This window comes from Gelidibacter sediminis (assembly GCF_004364975.1).
GTDB classification, from domain to species: domain Bacteria; phylum Bacteroidota; class Bacteroidia; order Flavobacteriales; family Flavobacteriaceae; genus Gelidibacter; species Gelidibacter sediminis.
In genome coordinates this window covers 260,835-278,375 of record NZ_SOBW01000008.1, presented here as the reverse complement: position 1 = coordinate 278,375, position 17,541 = coordinate 260,835, and the positions used below count along the sequence as shown (strand labels likewise).

At 35.8% G+C, this 17,541-nt stretch carries 20 protein-coding genes; 11 read left to right on the top strand and 9 right to left on the bottom strand.

The genetic code is table 11. The features are described from left to right. Window positions 1-3 precede the first annotated feature (3 nt). Entirely contained in the window at window positions 4-1,056 is a 1,053-nt protein-coding gene (locus tag BXY82_RS07865; protein ID WP_133757655.1) for an AAA family ATPase, read from the top strand. A 45-nt stretch (window positions 1,057-1,101) separates the two neighbouring features. Further along, on the top strand, window positions 1,102-2,433 hold the full coding sequence (locus tag BXY82_RS07860) for a DUF58 domain-containing protein (protein WP_166643273.1): 1,332 nt from the start codon (window positions 1,102-1,104) through the stop codon (window positions 2,431-2,433). Between the two features lie 112 nt (window positions 2,434-2,545). On the opposite strand, the gene BXY82_RS07855 is transcribed toward BXY82_RS07860, so the two are convergent. Continuing rightward, complete coding sequence (locus BXY82_RS07855; RefSeq protein WP_133757654.1) at window positions 2,546-3,025, bottom strand: Dps family protein; 480 nt, start codon at window positions 3,023-3,025, stop codon at window positions 2,546-2,548. Window positions 3,026-3,129: 104 nt separating this feature from the next. Between BXY82_RS07855 and BXY82_RS07850 the strand changes: the two genes are divergently transcribed. Then, a complete protein-coding gene (locus tag BXY82_RS07850; RefSeq protein ID WP_133757653.1) occupies window positions 3,130-4,068 on the top strand; it encodes a LysR substrate-binding domain-containing protein in 939 nt (312 codons plus the stop codon). A gap of 27 nt (window positions 4,069-4,095) precedes the next feature. Here the strand turns inward: BXY82_RS07850 and BXY82_RS07845 are convergent, their stop codons facing one another. The 3 genes from BXY82_RS07845 to BXY82_RS07835 all read right to left on the bottom strand — a co-directional run bounded on the left by BXY82_RS07845 (window position 4,096) and on the right by BXY82_RS07835 (window position 5,796). Next, the gene (locus BXY82_RS07845; RefSeq protein WP_133757652.1) at window positions 4,096-4,296 is read right to left on the bottom strand and encodes a hypothetical protein; all 201 of its coding nucleotides are present in this window, start codon (window positions 4,294-4,296) and stop codon (window positions 4,096-4,098) included. 137 nt (window positions 4,297-4,433) lie between these two features. Next, window positions 4,434-5,234 (bottom strand): TIGR00266 family protein, encoded by an 801-nt coding sequence (locus BXY82_RS07840; RefSeq protein WP_133757651.1) that lies wholly within the window; start codon window positions 5,232-5,234, stop codon window positions 4,434-4,436. A 97-nt stretch (window positions 5,235-5,331) separates the two neighbouring features. Next, a complete protein-coding gene (locus BXY82_RS07835; protein ID WP_133757650.1) occupies window positions 5,332-5,796 on the bottom strand; it encodes a DUF4442 domain-containing protein in 465 nt (154 codons plus the stop codon). 144 nt (window positions 5,797-5,940) lie between these two features. Between BXY82_RS07835 and BXY82_RS07830 the strand changes: the two genes are divergently transcribed. The 6 genes from BXY82_RS07830 to BXY82_RS07805 all read left to right on the top strand — a co-directional run bounded on the left by BXY82_RS07830 (window position 5,941) and on the right by BXY82_RS07805 (window position 12,336). Further along, window positions 5,941-6,387: a DUF4870 domain-containing protein gene (locus BXY82_RS07830; RefSeq protein WP_133757649.1), complete on the top strand. Its 447-nt coding sequence runs from the start codon at window positions 5,941-5,943 to the stop codon at window positions 6,385-6,387. A 197-nt stretch (window positions 6,388-6,584) separates the two neighbouring features. Continuing rightward, entirely contained in the window at window positions 6,585-6,929 is a 345-nt protein-coding gene (locus tag BXY82_RS07825) for a PadR family transcriptional regulator (RefSeq protein WP_133757648.1), read from the top strand. Next, window positions 6,922-8,682: a PspC domain-containing protein gene (locus tag BXY82_RS07820; RefSeq protein ID WP_133757647.1), complete on the top strand. Its 1,761-nt coding sequence runs from the start codon at window positions 6,922-6,924 to the stop codon at window positions 8,680-8,682. The genes BXY82_RS07825 and BXY82_RS07820 overlap by 8 nt, the downstream gene beginning before the upstream one ends. A gap of 43 nt (window positions 8,683-8,725) precedes the next feature. Continuing rightward, the gene (locus BXY82_RS07815; protein ID WP_133757646.1) at window positions 8,726-9,436 is read left to right on the top strand and encodes a head GIN domain-containing protein; all 711 of its coding nucleotides are present in this window, start codon (window positions 8,726-8,728) and stop codon (window positions 9,434-9,436) included. Between the two features lie 118 nt (window positions 9,437-9,554). Next, entirely contained in the window at window positions 9,555-10,388 is an 834-nt protein-coding gene (locus BXY82_RS07810; protein ID WP_243835743.1) for a GIN domain-containing protein, read from the top strand. 208 nt (window positions 10,389-10,596) lie between these two features. Continuing rightward, on the top strand, window positions 10,597-12,336 hold the full coding sequence (locus BXY82_RS07805) for a thiamine pyrophosphate-dependent enzyme (protein ID WP_133757645.1): 1,740 nt from the start codon (window positions 10,597-10,599) through the stop codon (window positions 12,334-12,336). A 172-nt stretch (window positions 12,337-12,508) separates the two neighbouring features. Here the strand turns inward: BXY82_RS07805 and trxB are convergent, their stop codons facing one another. Continuing rightward, window positions 12,509-13,489, bottom strand: coding sequence for a thioredoxin-disulfide reductase (gene trxB, locus BXY82_RS07800; RefSeq protein WP_133757644.1), 981 nt, complete (start codon window positions 13,487-13,489; stop codon window positions 12,509-12,511). A gap of 231 nt (window positions 13,490-13,720) precedes the next feature. Here trxB and BXY82_RS07795 point away from each other — a divergent pair, with 231 nt between their 5' ends. Next, on the top strand, window positions 13,721-14,116 hold the full coding sequence (locus BXY82_RS07795) for an arsenate reductase family protein (protein ID WP_133757643.1): 396 nt from the start codon (window positions 13,721-13,723) through the stop codon (window positions 14,114-14,116). Between the two features lie 68 nt (window positions 14,117-14,184). Here BXY82_RS07795 and BXY82_RS15430 read toward each other — a convergent pair whose 3' ends face one another. From BXY82_RS15430 to BXY82_RS07780, 4 genes are all read right to left on the bottom strand, one after another. Continuing rightward, entirely contained in the window at window positions 14,185-14,352 is a 168-nt protein-coding gene (locus BXY82_RS15430; protein WP_166643272.1) for a hypothetical protein, read from the bottom strand. Between the two features lie 34 nt (window positions 14,353-14,386). After that, on the bottom strand, window positions 14,387-14,548 hold the full coding sequence (locus BXY82_RS07790) for a DUF1328 family protein (RefSeq protein ID WP_133757642.1): 162 nt from the start codon (window positions 14,546-14,548) through the stop codon (window positions 14,387-14,389). A 132-nt stretch (window positions 14,549-14,680) separates the two neighbouring features. Then, window positions 14,681-15,319 (bottom strand): SOS response-associated peptidase family protein, encoded by a 639-nt coding sequence (locus BXY82_RS07785; RefSeq protein WP_133757641.1) that lies wholly within the window; start codon window positions 15,317-15,319, stop codon window positions 14,681-14,683. Between the two features lie 168 nt (window positions 15,320-15,487). Continuing rightward, entirely contained in the window at window positions 15,488-15,937 is a 450-nt protein-coding gene (locus BXY82_RS07780; protein ID WP_133757640.1) for a ferritin-like domain-containing protein, read from the bottom strand. Between the two features lie 557 nt (window positions 15,938-16,494). On the opposite strand from BXY82_RS07780, the gene BXY82_RS07775 reads away from it, so the two are divergent. Continuing rightward, the gene (locus tag BXY82_RS07775) at window positions 16,495-17,538 is read left to right on the top strand and encodes a helix-turn-helix domain-containing protein (RefSeq protein ID WP_133757639.1); all 1,044 of its coding nucleotides are present in this window, start codon (window positions 16,495-16,497) and stop codon (window positions 17,536-17,538) included. Window positions 17,539-17,541: the final 3 nt, after the last annotated feature.

Below are 17,541 nucleotides of genomic sequence, written 5' to 3'. Positions count from 1 at the left end.
TATATGGAAGCACACGAACAAAATTTAGAAGGACAAACGCCACATACGTCAAGTTCAAATATAACTCAAGAAGAAAACACCCAAGATTTAACCTTTACCAACCGTTTGGATCTTTCGGAATTGCAACAGAACGTTCAAAACATTAAGCAGGAAATAGGCAAAGTGATTGTTGGGCAAACGGACATGGTTGACATGCTTTTAGCATCCTTACTCGCCAAAGGCCATTCCTTAATTGAAGGCGTTCCGGGTGTTGCTAAAACCATTACCGCAAAATTAATGGCCAAATCTTTAAGTGTCGGGTTTAGCAGAATTCAATTTACGCCAGATTTAATGCCGAGCGATATTTTAGGAACCTCGGTGTTCAACCTAAAAACAACCGAATTTGAATTCAAAAAAGGACCTATTTTCAGTCAAATGATTTTGATTGACGAAATAAACCGAGCTCCTGCAAAAACACAAGCTGCACTCTTTGAGGTGATGGAAGAACAGCAAATCACCATTGATGGGCACTTTTATAAATTAGAGTCGCCTTTTATGGTATTGGCCACCCAAAATCCTATTGAGCAAGAAGGTACATACCGATTGCCTGAAGCGCAATTGGATCGTTTTCTATTTAAAATCGTGGTGGATTACCCTAATCATGAAGACGAAGTAGAGATTTTAGTGCGTGAGCAACAACTCCAAAACCGCATTAAAACAGATGCTATTACACCGTTTTTGACAACTGCGCAAATCGTGTCTTATCAATCCCTGGTGACCGAAGTGTTGGTAGAAAAACATCTATTAAAATATATAGCCGATTTGATTGTCGCTACCCGGAACAACCCATTTTTATATTTAGGCGCTTCACCAAGAGCATCGATTGCTATTTTAAAAGCCAGTAAAGCCTTTGCAGCGATGGAAGGTCGTGATTTTGTAACACCTGAAGACATTAAACGGGCGGCGATTCCGGTGTTACACCATCGTGTTATCGTGACGCCTGAGCGCGAAATGGAAGGCATTACCAGTACCGACGTTATTAAACAGATTATTGAAAACGTCGAAATTCCTAGATAATCACCTCCTTAGTTTCTGAATTTATAGCCAATAACCATCATCACCTTGAACGTCTTTAAATCCTTCTACATACAGCCTAGGTTTTTTTATAGTGGATTGTGCATTATAGCACTATTCATATTCAGCTATTTTGTGCCTGTACTGTTTGGAGTGGCGCAACTTTTAATTTTAGTGATGTTGATTTTATTTATAGTAGATGTGGTAATGGTATTCTCAGGAAAAAGCAAGATTAGCGGGAAACGCGTGTTACCAGATAAGTTCTCAAACGGCGATGCCAACCAAGTGGACATGACAATAAACAACCATTACCCATTTGCAATTGACGCAACCGTTATTGATGAAGTACCTGTACAATTCCAGATGCGTGACTTTAACATAAAACTGAGCATTCCACCAAAAAAGGAAAAGTCGTTAACTTATCAACTAAAGCCTACGCAACGCGGCGAATACCATTTTGGTCACCTGAATATTTACGCGTCGTCAAAAATCGGGCTGGTAGCAAAACGTTTTCAATTTGATGGGGAAGCCATGGTGCCCACCTACCCTAGTTTTAAGCAGTTGCGAAAATTTGAATTGCTAAACATCAATCATAATTTACAGGATTATGGCGTCAAGAAAATCCGTAGAATTGGCCATACCATGGAGTTCGAGCAAATTAAGGACTATGTATTGGGTGATGATTTACGCACCATTAATTGGAAGGCGACGGCTAAGAAGAATAGTTTAATGGTGAATCAATTTCAGGACGAAAAGTCGCAACCCATTTATTCCATTATTGATAAAGGGCGAATGATGAAAATGCCTTTTGAAGGCTTGAGTCTGTTGGATTATGCCATCAATGCGACTTTGGTAATCAGTAATGTGGCTTTGAAAAAACACGACAAGGCGGGCATGCTTTCGTTTTCCAAAACTGTAGAAAACATAGTCGTGGCCCAACGCCGTAGTTCGCAAATGCGATTGATTTTAGAATCACTTTATAATGTCAAAACAGATTATTTTGAAAGTGATTTCAGCCGATTGTACGCCAACATGAAGCGGCACATCACTCAACGCAGCCTCATCCTACTCTACACCAATTTTGAAACCTTAGATGGTCTTAATCGTCAGTTGCCCTATTTAAAAGCAATTGCCAAGAATCATCTGATGGTAGTTATCTTTTTTAAAAACACAGAACTGACTGCGATTGTTGACCATAAGGCCACTACCATTCAACAGGTTTATGATAAAGTGATTGCTGAAAAATTCGCTTTTGAAAAGCGGCTCATCGTGCAAGAATTAAAAAAGTATGGCATTTATTCGATACTGACTACGCCAGAAAACTTAACTATCGATACTATTAATAAATATCTAGAAATTAAATCGAGAGGTTTGCTTTAGCTGAAATTTAGGAAAATGTCATCAAAAATAGGGATAAGGCAATCTGTGATTAAGTGCAAATAAAAAGAGGACAACTAGTCCTCTTTTTCTATTTTTTAATGTGAAATTCTATTTAAACCGTTTCTCCCAACCAAGCTTTCATCATCCAAACTGTTTTCTCTTGTTCCGTAATAAAATCGCTCATCATAGAATTTGTTCCTTCATCTCCTGTTTCGGCTGCTTTATCCAAAATCATACGTTCAATTTTAAGCAATTCAGATAAGGAATCCACAATTAATTCCACAGCTTTCTCATCTTGAGAAACGTTCTTACCAACCTTAACCTTTGCTACTTTATTATAATCTTCAAACGTATGTAACGGTGTTTCACCTAGAGTTAAGATGCGCTCCGCTATTTCATCCACCTTTATGTTGGCATCGGTATAAAGCTCTTCAAATTTAATGTGCAAATCAAAAAAACGCTTTCCTTTAATATTCCAATGAATTCCTCTGAGATTTTGGTAATACACCTGAAAATCAGCCAGTAATTCGTTTAAGTCATTTGCTAAATCTTTGGCTTTTTTGGCATCCAAACCAATTGTATTTAATGTCATCTGTTTATATTTTAAGGGTTAATTCAAATTTAAGCTTTAATTAACTGACTTCACTATAGTTTTTATAGATAGTTTTTATATTTTTATAGTTTAAATGAATATCCATGACAATAACGCAATTAACTTATGTTTTAGCGATTGCTGAACATAAGAATTTCACCAAAGCGGCAGAAAAGTGTTTTGTGACACAACCTACATTAAGTACGCAAATACAAAAGCTGGAAGAAGAACTGAGTGTACTCATTTTTGACCGAAGCAAAAAACCTATTGAATTAACAGAAGTTGGTCGTAAAATAGTTCACCAAGCCCGAAATATCGTCAATGAATCTGAGCGCATTCAAGATATCGTCGATCAGCAAAAAGGATTTATTGGGGGCGAATTTAGAATCGGTATTATTCCTACCGTCATGCCTACTTTATTGCCTATGTTTTTAAAAGCTTTTATTAAGAAATATCCTAAAGTGAAGCTTAAAATAGAAGAGTTGACCACTGAAGATATCATTGAACGTATAAAAGACGGTCACTTAGATGCTGCCATTGCCGCCACACCTTTAGAAAGTGAAAACATTAAGGAACGAGTTCTATATTACGAGCCATTTGTAGGTTACATTCCTGAACACCATCGGTTATATAAAAAGAAAACCATAGATGTTTCTGACCTCGAGATAGATGACATGCTTTTGTTAGAGGACGGCCACTGTTTTAGGGATGGTGTCATCAATTTATGCAAAGCATTTAAAGATCAAACGAATGAGAGTTTTCAATTGGAAAGTGGCAGTATAGAAACACTAATCAAACTTAGTAATGAAGGTTTAGGCATGACCTTACTCCCATACCTACACACTCTGGAATTAAGTGATAAACTAGTGGGCAATTTGCATCACTTTAATGCACCATCTCCAGCCCGAGAGGTGAGTATTATTTACCATAAAAGTGAATTAAAAATGCAAATTATTGATGCGCTACATACCGTGATATCTGGTATTATTAGAGGTGCGATAGCCTTTCAAAATGTAAAAATAATCAGTCCATTAGCAAAATAAAAAAGCGACCTATTGGTCGCTTTTTTATTATTCTTTTTTTAGATAAATTAAACATTGGTTTAAATCTGGGTTCTGTAGTATTAAAGATTTAATAAAAACCTTTAGCTCTTCAAGTTCATAGGGTAATAAACGATGAATTGCTTTTTGCACTTCTCTACAGAACAACGCAGCGTCAAAACTGACTTTGCTTAGTACAGTTTTAGTGTACTCAAACATTGCTCTTGCCATTATTATTTAGTTTAGGTTATAATTTATAAGTAGATTTGAATAATAGGCACACTTATTTTATGTTGCCTAAATTTAATAAAAATAATTGACATTTGCGAACGCGTCTTCTGACTTTAACAAATTATATACTTTTTTTGTTAAAAACGATTATCGCCATCCAATAAATTTCCTAAGCCACCAAGCACACTCCCTTCGCCTCTATCTTTCCCGCCAGCCTGTGGTGCACTGGCCCAAACACGTGCTGCCAATCGACTAAATGGTAATGACTGAATAAAAACGGTACCAGGGCCTTGAAGCTTTGCATAAAATAAGCCTTCTCCGCCAAATAGTTTATTTTTGATGCCTCCAATAAATTCCACGTCATAGTCTACATCTTGAGTAAAGCCTACCAAACACCCGGTATCCACACGTAAAGTTTCCCCTGCACCTAACACTTTTTTAGCCATTGTACCACCAGCATGCACAAACGCCATTCCGTCTCCTTCCAACTTTTGCATTATAAAACCCTCTCCTCCAAAGAAACCACGACCAATTTTTTTTGAAAATTCAATACCAACACTCACCCCTTTGGCTGCACATAGAAATGCATCCTTCTGACAGATAAATTTACCTCTAAATTCTGTGAGATCAATTGGGATAATTTTTCCAGGGTATGGAGAAGCAAAAGATACATTACGTTTACCAGACAACACGTTATAGAAAGCTGTCATAAACAGACTTTCACCCGTAAGTATTCGTTTTCCTGCACCTAAAATAGAACCTAAAAATCCTTTGTTTTGTTCAGATCCATCGCCAAAAATAGTTTCCATTTTAATGCCATCATCCATCATCATAAAACTTCCCGCTTCAGCAATGACACCTTCCTGCGGATCTAGTTCAATTTCTACATACTGCATTTCTTCGCCATAAATTCTGTAATCAATTTCGTGTGCTTTCATGAGGTTATTATTTAAATATTAGAAATTTTATATAGCATATAGGTAGAAAATTCATCAGAATTGTTACATATGAAGAACTCCATGAACACCTAATGCATCAGACTTTTTTACTTTTCAACTTTAATGTCCATTCAAAATTAAAGTTAGAGACTTCAGCGCCAGCTTCATTAGTTCCAACTGAATTCATCCATATGGTCTGACCTTCTCCTGTTGTGATGGCTGCCGCAATGGCATCATCAATTTTGGCGCCATCTGTACATATAAAACGAATGCGTCCGGTTGCTTTCTTCGTAAATGAACAATTATTTTGGGCTACCAACATAGAAATTGGTTGGCCACTGGCTTTAATTTTAGACATTACTAAGGCTCCTGTTGTTAATTCCGCCGCCATACCTTGTACAGCCCAAAACATGGAATTAAATGGGTTTTGATTAATCCATCTATGCTTTACACTTACCTCACATTTTACATCATCAATGTAGGTGGTTCTCACGCCACACAAATAGGCAGAGGGGAGTTTAAAGCTTAAAACGGCATTCAGTTTTCTTGGAGATATAGTCATTATCAGGTTTTTATTATGGCTAAATTATCATTTTTATCCCAAATACCAATTTGTTAAATTAATGTTAAATTATACTACTATGCTTTGCACAATACCTTTCTTTAGACATATATTTGCATAAGACACTATTATATACTTTTAAAAATGATTAGCAACCACCAAAAGAACATCGCCACTTTTATCCACTTATCTACCTTTACGGGGTTCATTATTCCGTTTGGAAATTTTATTGGTCCTATCGTCTTATGGATGACCAATAAGGAAAAATCGGAATTTGTAGATGCACATGGCAAGCAGGCCATTAATTTTCAAATTAGCATTTTACTTTATGCCGTAACGCTAACAGCAATCGCGATTCCCATTTTTTTATTTAGTGTTTTGGGATCTGTCAATATTTTAGACTTTTACGCGTATGATTCTGTACCTCTAGATATCATAAATCTTAGTCCTTTGCTCATCACCGCAATTAGCCTTGGTCTATTGGCTATAATTGTTTTCATCCTGGAGTTGGTATTTATAGTTGTAGCGAGTTTAAAAGCTAGAGATGGCGAGTTTTATAAATATCCATTAACCATAAATTTTTTAAAATAAAATATCATCACCCACGACACACGTGGTCATCAATCAAATCATCAATTGCCTTATTAGGGCACAATCAAAAAACGAACAGTTTAATCTTAAATCAACAATGAACATGACACAAACTTTGTCAACCCTCATTAATCAATCACATCTTGTTGCGCAGCCATGGATTATGGAGCATCAGAATAAAAAAACAGAAGAGACCTATGAAAATTGAAAATACAAAAGCACAAATGCGTAAAGGTGTCTTAGAATACTGCATACTCTCCGTTTTAAAGGACGAAGACGCCTATGTGGCTGAAATTCTGGAAACACTTAAAGATGCAAAAATGCTTGTAGTGGAAGGCACCATCTATCCGCTCCTGACTAGGCTAAAGAATGCTGGGCTTCTAAATTATAGATGGGAAGAATCAACCTCTGGACCACCTCGTAAATATTACGGTTTAACAGAGACCGGAAAATTATTTTTAAACGAATTGAATACGACTTGGAGTGAATTACAAAACGCCGTTAACCTAGTAACCAATACAAAAAAATCAAAAGATGAATAAGACAGTCAACATAAATTTAGCGGGTATATTTTTTCATATTGATGAAGATGCCTATTTAAAACTGCAACGCTATTTGGAGGCCATCAAACGTTCATTTACGGACTCACAAGGTCGCTCAGAAATTGTTGCCGACATTGAAGCGCGTATCGCCGAACTTTTTAATGAACGCGTCAAAAATGACAAACAGGTCATCAGGATTCAGGAGGTTGACGAAGTGATTTCCATCATGGGGCAACCAGAAGATTATCTTGTTGATGATGAAATCTTTGAGGATGAACCACAAAAAGCCTATCAATCCCATCGTCAAAGTACCACTTCAAAAAAACTTTTTAGAGATACTGACAATTCCTATATAGGTGGCGTTTCTTCAGGTTTGGGGCATTATTTAGGGGTAGATGCTATTTGGATGCGTCTGCTATGGATTTTGCTAGCCTTAGGCACAGGAGGCACTTTTATTTTTATTTATATATTGTTTTGGATTCTAGTACCTGAGGCGCGCACCACCGCCGAGAAACTGACTATGACAGGAGAGCCGGTAAACATCAGTAACATCGAAAAAAAAATTAAAGACGGTTTTGACAATGTCTCTGAGGCGGTAAAAAGTATTGATTTGCCCAAACACAGCAGTAAGATAAAATCGAGTTCAAAAACTTTTTTTGACACCCTCGGTGATCTCATCATGTTTATATTTAAAATATTTGCAAAATTTATTGGGATCATGCTTATTTTAATTGGCGCGAGCACATTAATTGGCTTGATCATAGCCTTCTTCTCTGTAGGTGTTGCAGATGTTATTGAAATACCTGGAATTGATTTTTTGGAAGCTACAAATGCCGCTAATGTGCCTATATGGCTTATGTCGCTGATGCTGTTGTTTGCTATTGGCATTCCATTTTTTTTCCTGTTCTATCTTGGTTTAAAAATTTTGGTCAACAACTTAAAATCTATAGGGTCCATCGCAAAATTCTCATTATTCGGATTATGGCTAATGGCGCTCATCGGATTGATTGTGATTGGCGTTAAACAAGCAAGTGAGTATGCTGAAGATGCCATAGTGCAACGTACTGAAACCATGAACATCACAGCAAAAGACACGCTTTACGTAAGTATGGTGCATAATAATACATTTAGTAAGCAATTTGGCCGAAACAGTAGTCAATGGCGTCCAATATATGATGAGAATGATAGAAAGCTGTTGTATCTGACCGATGTTGAGCTCATTTTGAAACCAACTAAAGATACAGTGGCCTCCATCCGAATTGATAAAAACTCTAGAGGAAACACTTATCAAAATGCCAAAATTAGAGCGGAGAAAATAAATTATAACTACAAAATCGTTGGCAATAGACTTGAACTTGACGGCTATTTGACTACTGCATTCAAGAACAAATTTAGAGATCAAGAAGTTGAAATCACTTTGTATCTACCAGAAGGCACCGTTCTATTTGCCGATCAAAATACGCATTCATTCCATAGAAATCGCTATTCCCATTCAACATCTTCTGACAGTAAATTGAAGGGACATTACCTACAAATGGTTAACGAGGAGATGAAATGTTTAGATTGTCCGGAAGAATTTGATTTAAATATTGACAATGACACTCCCGGCATACGAATTAACGAAAATGGCATTAGTATTAAAAATGATACGGACACCTTAGAAATTAATCAGGACGGCATAAAATCTTCGAGTAATCGCGTAAAAGTCAATATTGACAGTAACGGTATTAATATTACTACAGATAACGAATAACAGATTACAATTTTCATCAATCATCAATCAAAAGCCAACCATCATGAGTACATTAATCAAAATAATTATAACGTCAATCTTAAGTGTCAGTTTATTTTCCTGCAACATTAATACAGGTGTTAAGGGTAATGGTAACATTACGACCACAACACGCGCTCTTGAACAAAGTTTTAATCAGATAGAAGTTAGTAGTGGCCTAGAAATTTACCTCACACAATCTAGCATTGAAAGTATTTTGGTTGAGGCCGATGAAAATTTGCATGATGTAATTATTACTGAGGTAACAAATAACATTTTAAAGATTTATCCTAGCAAAAACATTAGTAGCAGCGCGGTTAAGAAAATTTTTATCAACTTTAAAAATTTGGAAAAAATAAAATCTGCAAGTGGTAGCGATGTGTTCAGCACCAATAAAATAAGACAAAACGCATTAATACTTCAAGCAGCCAGTGGGAGCTCCATGCATTTAGATTTGGAGCTTATGGAACTTGATTGTTCGACATCAAGCGGAAGCGACCTGCAACTTCAGGGTACAACCACAAAATTTATCGCAAAGGCTGCAAGTGGAAGCTCTATAGATGCCAAAAATCTCCATTGCTCTAATGCTAACGCACAAGCAGCGTCTGGTGCTAATATACGGGTTGAAGCGTCAGACAAGTTAGTTGCCAAAACCTCTAGTGGCGGCCATATTTCCTACTTTGGCACTCCAAATAAAATTAATAAAACCAAAGGTGTTTCCGCTCAAACAAAGTAGAACAAACAGGTCATATAAGCCTTGCCAAATACCAAATTTTAAAACCATTTCAAAGCTTGATAAAAGTTTGGGATGGTTTTTGTTTATATTTGTTTACATAACCTTTTAAATAGTTAGAATGAATAAATTCATTTTTACACTTATAATGGTACTAAGTTTTACTGCCTTTAGCGCTGCTCAAGAAGACGAGAAAATTAAGGGTGATAGAAATGTAACCATTAAACAAACCTATATCGACCCGTTCAAAAAAATCATTGTGGGCGAAGATTTTTCTGTAGAAATTATTTATAACAGCAGACCTTCCGTTGAAATTGAAGCAGATAGCAATCTGCATGAATACATTTTGTTTGAAGTCATAAACGGTACTCTAACTTTCAAAACCACTAAACGGATTACCTCTAGCCGACGTATGAATATTAAAGTCAATTACGCTGAAGGCCTGGAATCTATTGAAGTAAAGGAAGATGGGGAAATTAGGTCTTTAACATCCTTAGAACTAAAAAATACGACGTTGGTAACATCCGGATCTTCACGAGCATATTTAAACATCAAAACCAATGATTTTAACTATACCGCTTTAGATAAGGCAAAGGTAAAGTTGAATGTGAATGCCAATAATGCTGTGATTACATTAAATGATAATGTTAAGATGGAGGCATTATTAAACGCCAAAACAGCAAAATTTGATCTATACCAGCGTGCTACAGCAAATGTTGAAGGCACGCTCACAACTACAGAACTTCATCTGGATAATTCGTCTACATTTAATGGAAAAGAGTTTTTAACAACTACTTGTACTATTATTGCAGACATGAATAGCGCTGCCACAATACGTGTTAACGATACTGTTACTATTGAAGCTACGGGAAACAGTGAGGTTTATTTATACAATGCTCCTAAAATTACACTTCCTAAATTTGTTGGGACTGTTAAACTACAAATGAAAGAATAGGTCTATCTTAATTTTATTTTAGAGAGCAATAGTTTTAAACATTGGCAAACATCGTAGTGCCTTACTGATTCATACTTTCACTTCGACACCGATCAAGTGCTCTATTCAAACTACCAACAAGACCTGTAATCCTTTAATTCACAAATAATTAACGCTCATTTAACAAAAAACAATTCTCGCACTAGTATCTTTAAAAGAAAATAAAGATATGGCCAAAACTATTGCAGACTTACTAGTAGAGAATTTAGTGAATGCGGGTGTTAAACGTTTATATGCCGTTACAGGCGACAGTTTGAACCCTATAAATGATGCCGTAAGACTAGACGGAAGGTTGGAATGGATACACGTGCGGCATGAGGAGGCTGGCGCGTATGCTGCTTCGATGGATGCTGAACTTGACGGCATTGGTTGTTGTATGGGCAGTAGTGGCCCTGGCCATGTACACTTAATCAATGGATTGTATGACGCCAATAAATCAGGAAACCCTGTAATTGCAATTGCCACCACAATAAATACCGACAAAATGGGCTTGGATAATTTCCAAGAAACCAATGTCGTGAAATTATTTGATGACTGTAGTAAATACTGCGTTATGGCAAGCACTCCCCAACAAGCTGCACAAGCATTTCAAACCGCAATACAACATGCTATAGAGAAAAAAGGTGTTGCCGTTGTAGGTTTGCCAGGTGATGTTTCAGAGGCAAATGCAGAGGAGATTACCACATCGCATATTAATTATTTTACAAAATCTAAGCTCATTCCTAGAAATGAAGATTTGAATACTTTAGCGCAGGTGATTAATTCCCACGATAAAGTTATGTTATTTTGTGGTTATGGCTGTAAGGATGCTCAAGAAGAAGCGATGCAGCTTTCCAAAAAACTTAATGCGCCTATGGGTTATAGTTTTAGAGGAAAAATATTTTTCGATAAAATTAGTAATCCTTACGCCATTGGCCTTAACGGCTTATTAGGTAGCAAATCAGGATTTAAGGCCATGCACGAAGCTGATTTAGTAATTTTATTGGGTACTGACTTTCCATATACTGCATTTCTTCCAGAAAAAAATACAATTATTCAAATAGATCGTAAACCAGAGCGTATAGGGCGTCGGGCCAAAGTAGATTATGGATATGCAGGAAGCATAAAAGACACTATAGAAGTTTTAATGCCTTTATTAGAACCAAAATCTGATGATGCATTTTTAAAGACTATGCGAAAATTGCACGATGAGCAGGAAGATACATATGCATCTTATGTGGAAGAAAAATCTAAGGATAAGTTTATACACCCTGAATTTGTAGCTTCAGTTATTGATGACATTGCTTCTGAAGACGCAATTTTTACTGTAGATACTGGGATGTCGGCAGTATGGGCTGCCCGCTATATCAAAGGCAAACACAACCGATACCTTACCGGGTCGTTTAACCATGGGTCAATGGCAAATGCCATGCCAATGGCAATCGGTGCAGGGCTTTCCAAACCTGACCGTCAAATAATTGCTTTGTGTGGGGACGGTGGCATAAGTATGCTCTTAGGCGATTTGATGACTATAAGTCAATATAATATTCCCGTAAAAATCATTATTTTCAACAACCGTTCATTAGGAATGGTCAAATTGGAAATGCAAGTTGCTGGATATCCAGAATGGCAAACTGAAATGAAAAATCCAGATTTTGCCAAGGTAGCAGAAGCAATGGACATTAAAGCCTGGAACGTGGATGCTTGCGAAAATGTAAGGACCACTATACAACAAGCTTTAGCGCACGATGGTCCTGCATTGGTAAATATATTTACAGATCCGGATGCTTTGGCAATGCCACCTAAAGTAGAATTCGATCAGGTAAAAGGGTTTGCCACAACGATGGGTAAATTAATGCTAAACGGTCAAACTGCTGATGTTATAGATACGGCAAAATCCAATATGAAATATTTAAAAGAATTATTTTAATTAGCTTATCGTTTATTGGGGATGTTGCCCTAATTTTGTTAGAATTTACTGAGCTACATTAAAATTAAACGACACGTTTATTTTTAACTGGATTTAAAAAAATAAAAAAGCCTATCCATTAGTCTACTACTAAAGTCTAGGCTTTTTTTTATTATAGAACTTGCTCCCAGAACTAATAATTAGTTGCTGTGTTCACCTCAAAATTAGAATCTATTGCTGCTAAATAACGTTCCGCATCTAACGCCGCCATACATCCGGTACCAGCAGCTGTAATAGCCTGTCTATAAACATGATCAGCAGCATCTCCTGAAACGAATACACCGTCTACATTTGTTTTTGCAGTACCAGGAACATTAATTATGTATCCCGTCTCGTCCAATTCTAAAAAGTCTTTAAAGATATCTGTATTTGGTTTATGACCAATGGCCACAAAAAAGCCTGTAGCTGGAATTTCACTCACCTCACCACTTACATTGTTTCGCACTCTAACCCCAGTAACTACTTGGCCGTCTCCAAGCACTTCTTCAGTGTCAGTATTATAGCGTATTTCAATGTTCTTTGTGTTTTTAACTCTGGCTTGCATAATTTGTGATGCTCTAAATTCATCACGTCTTACCAACATGGTAACTTTTTTACAAAGTTTAGACAAATAATGTGCCTCTTCACAAGCTGAATCGCCTGCACCTACAATTACAACCTCTTGATTTCTATAAAAGAACCCATCACATACAGCACATGCCGAAACTCCGCCTCCAAGCTGGAGGTATTTTTGTTCTGAAGGCAATCCTAAATATTTAGCTGAAGCTCCTGTAGAAATGATTACAGTTTCACAATGAATTTCTTGTGTGTCTTGTACCCAAACTTTGTGTACATCACCAGAAAAATCGACTTTGGTAATCCAGCCGTCTCTGACATCGGTTCCAAAACGTTCAGCTTGTTTTTGGAGCTCTATCATCATTTCCGGTCCGGTTATTCCATCTGGATATCCAGGGAAATTTTCAACATCATTAGTTGTTGTTAATTGTCCTCCTGGCTGTGCTCCCTGATATAGCACAGGAAACATGTTTGCTCTAGCGGCATAAATTGCAGCTGTATACCCTGCTGGTCCCGAACCTATGATAAGGCATTTTACTTTTTCGATTTGATCTGACATAATTAAAATTAAAATATTGAACTTGACAAAAATAGATATTTTGAAGCAAAAGACGGTCTAATATGATCAAAACTTATTATTTAACAATTGGCTCAGGCAATGGCTTTTCTCGGCTTTTTTTTATATATTTAATTCTTCTCAAATCCTGTCAGACATAACTGAGAATACCATATTTTAAGTTTGCTAAAAAGATAACTAACTACGAATTATTAATTATAATTATAAAATTAAATGGGCGTGATTTCAACAGATAACAATGAAATTAAATTATTCTTTCATTCCGAAAACTCAATTGGGAAGCAAATTCAAGCATACGTTTCAGCTTCAGAGAAAAAATTGCTGGCAATAGACATTTCTAAAACTAATGTAACCGGCACACAATGGACGGAGTTGGCAGCAGGCTTAGGCATTCCTATTTCCGATCTCATCAATAAGGAACATCCTAATTTCATAAAAAATTATGGCGATTTGGTCGATCTAGAACCAGAAGATTGGTTGAAAATTTTGGACAAGCAACCAGAAGTTCTCACAACACCTGTTGCGATTATTGGCAAAAAGTTTGTGCAACTGACCTCTCCTTCCGACTTCGTGAAATACATTGAGCCAGACAGTAAGGATATACACTAAAAAAAAAGGCTATCATAAAATGATAGCCTTTTTTTTTTTAGAAATGTTAATGTATAAATTTACATATGTTAATCAATAGCATCTCCAACATCGTCAACAGCATCTTCTACCGCATCTCCAACGTCATCCGCTGCTCTTTCAACATCCGTTTTATTTGTTTCTCTACAGCTTGTAAAGGTTGTCATTGCAGTTCCTAAAGAAAACAGAACTGCGAAAGTCATCATTAGTTTTTTCATAATTTAAATTTTGGTTTTAGTTATTAAAGATACTTTATTTTTTTAATCCACCTCTTAATAGAGATAAAATGAACAGGACTATAAAAATAAAAAAGATTATTTTAGCTATACCAGCTGATGCTCCTGCAATGCCTCCAAATCCTAAAATTGCGGCGATTATAGCAATTACAATAAAAATAATAGTCCAACGTAACATAGTTTTTTTGTTTTAAAAGTTAATTTAAAATAAAGGTACAACTAATTAGGACTTAGGGCTTAACCGTATCAAAAGAGACTTTAACTCATAACATTTAACATGTTTATAGGCCCTAGGGCACTATTTAACTTGTTAAACGACACTATGCTCCAATTCAAATACAAAATCTAAAGAACTGTGGTTTTCACACATTTCAATAATTTGATCTATTGATGTGTCACTGTCCAACCAATATTTTAATTCATCATCATTTAAAACAAAGGGTTTAAGTTCAGAAATATTTGGAATATTTTTAAAGGATGTATTGGCTTTGATCAGTATCAAAGAACATGTTAAAAAACCATCACTAAGTTCATTATAAATAGCAGCAATGGGGAAAGGTTGGTAATTTGGCAAATGTACCAAACAACGTTCTACAGAACCTTGAGACAAATAAGTGGTATAAAAACCGGTACATATGACCACACATCTTCTGCATTTCAGTGTATTATTATAAAGTTCATTTTTACTTTGCAGGGTTTCCATGCGCACATTCAATGTATTGAACACATCTTGAAAAACACTCCAGTTATCTTCAAAAGTTTCAGGAAGCAGTCCCCATATAGCGTATGAAATTTTATCAGGTTGAGCATTGGTAATTACGGCAACAGTAGATTCCTTTAAACCTTCAATGAGTTTTTGAGGTTCGTAAAGATTAGGAAATTGAAATGTTACCTGAAATTTCCGTTCAATAACATCCTTCTGGGCGATGTTGGAGATTTTGTAAAACATTATAACAAATATGTGGTTAAGTAACTTAAAAATGTTTAAAAGTTTTGACTTGTATGATGCAATTCCTAACGCAATAACATTGACTAAATAATCCGAAAAGAGGCATACAAGTTTTTAAAAAAAAAGGACACCTCTTTCTGGTGTCCTTTTCAATATAACCCTGTGCTATTATCTCAGATCTTCTAATCTTTTGATATTATTCAATCCTTGCTCAATAGTTGTTTTTTGAGATTCTAACAATTGTTTGGTAGATCCCGGGATTGTGGTTTCTGCAAGAACTTCACGATATTCATCAACAGAAGCTTTTTCTCCTCTGATAGCTTCTTCTAGCATTGATTCGTCGTCATCAGCTGAGAACCAAGATTTGACCTCCATCCAAGTACGGTGGGCAGCACCAGCGACACTTCCACCTTTTTCTGGCTCTTGTCCAAAATTGCGCAATTCTGATTTAATTTGATGACCAAAATTGTAGCGTTCCTGTGCTTTATTTGAGAAATAAGATTTTAAACCTGCATGCTTGGCGTTTTCTGCAGCTTTTTTAAAACCTTTTTCAGCATCATAATTTTTTTCTAATAAATCATTTAGCCGGTTTCCTAATTTATCTGTGTATTCACTCATAATATATGTTTTTTTTGTTTTTATAAATCTACAGATCATTTATACGCTCAATTGTTCCAATTCCTATGAAAATTGACCCAATCACTTTGCTAACAATAAATTAACATTTTTTAAATAAATTATAAGACTACATTGGTAGATTTGCATCTAAAAACTCCACTATGGACAGGTAAACTTTGAGAGATTCTATGGGTACAATGAATTAGAAAACCTTGGCAATATGACAAAAGAAAACCTCAGCTGTTTGTAGTAATGCTGAGGTCATTCTTCCTAACTAACCAACCAGTGTAAAGAGCACGAAACTCTTTTTGTATACAGCTAAATTAATATTGTTTTATCTTATTGAGGTTCTCATATAGAGCTATCATTAACTGTATTAAAATTAGTGTATTTAAATGTTTTAAAACTATTTTGTCATCACATCACAATAAACACTGTGCAATCGGTCAAAGAATGATTATATTTGGTAGGAATATATGCCATTTTACAAATAAATTTCTGCTTTTAGTTTGTTATATTCATGATACAATTATTATCGGTTTTTAAACTCTGAAACCATGATACAAATTACCACAAATGCTGAGTGTATTGCAGCTGTCTTAACTCAGATAAAAGATTATTTGGGTGGGGAGATATCAGAACGATGGGGAGAATACACCTTAAATTTTGACAATAAAATTGCAAAAGGTTCCATAAGATGTATCAGTTTTGATTGGGGCGTTAGCTTATTTGAATTTGACGCCATATGTTTTGAGGATGTTCTGTTTATAGATTCACACACAAAGATCAATCCACTTCATTTCACATTTTGTTCGCATGGTTATTTTAAACACCGTTTTGAGCATCAAAAAGATTATCGTACCATCAACCAATATCACGCCTCTATTCTTGTAGCTAAGGAAAATGTTAAGCATTACACGCTATTAGAAAAAGATACCCATGTAACATTTAACAATATACAGATTATAAGGAAAAAATACATAAAAAAACGCAACAACCAACTTTCAGCATTAAATGGAACGCTTTATCGGGTATTTGTGGATAAAAAAGGTACAGCAACATATGCTTACTACAGTCCTCTCCATATTAGAATGGAAGAACAGGTTAAATCTTTGCGCACAGTAAATTCTAAAGGCATCATCAGAATTTTGCAAATAGAAGGTGAAGTATATCAATTGTTGGCTATGCATATTGCACGTCATGATTGGTATGAAAAAGGTCAACCCTCTCCAATTACATTACTACAGAAAGAATTGCAAATGGTCAAGACTATTGCCGAGAAAATATTGAAGGAACCCTCAATAAATTATAGTTTGGAGTATATTTCAAAAGATTCTGGACTATCCCAGGCCAAACTACAAGAAGGGTTTAAATATTTATACGCTAGAACAGTTACAGAATACATAAGACATGTCCGACTGGAAGCAGCAAGAGATTTGATGAACACGACAGATTTGAATATTTCTCAAATTGTCTATACCATTGGTTTTACAAGTAGAAGTTATTTTTCTAAAATATTTAAAGAAAAATATAACATAACGCCCAATGAATTTAAAAAACAAATATGGGTTATGGATGACGACCCAACAAAATGGAACTAGAAA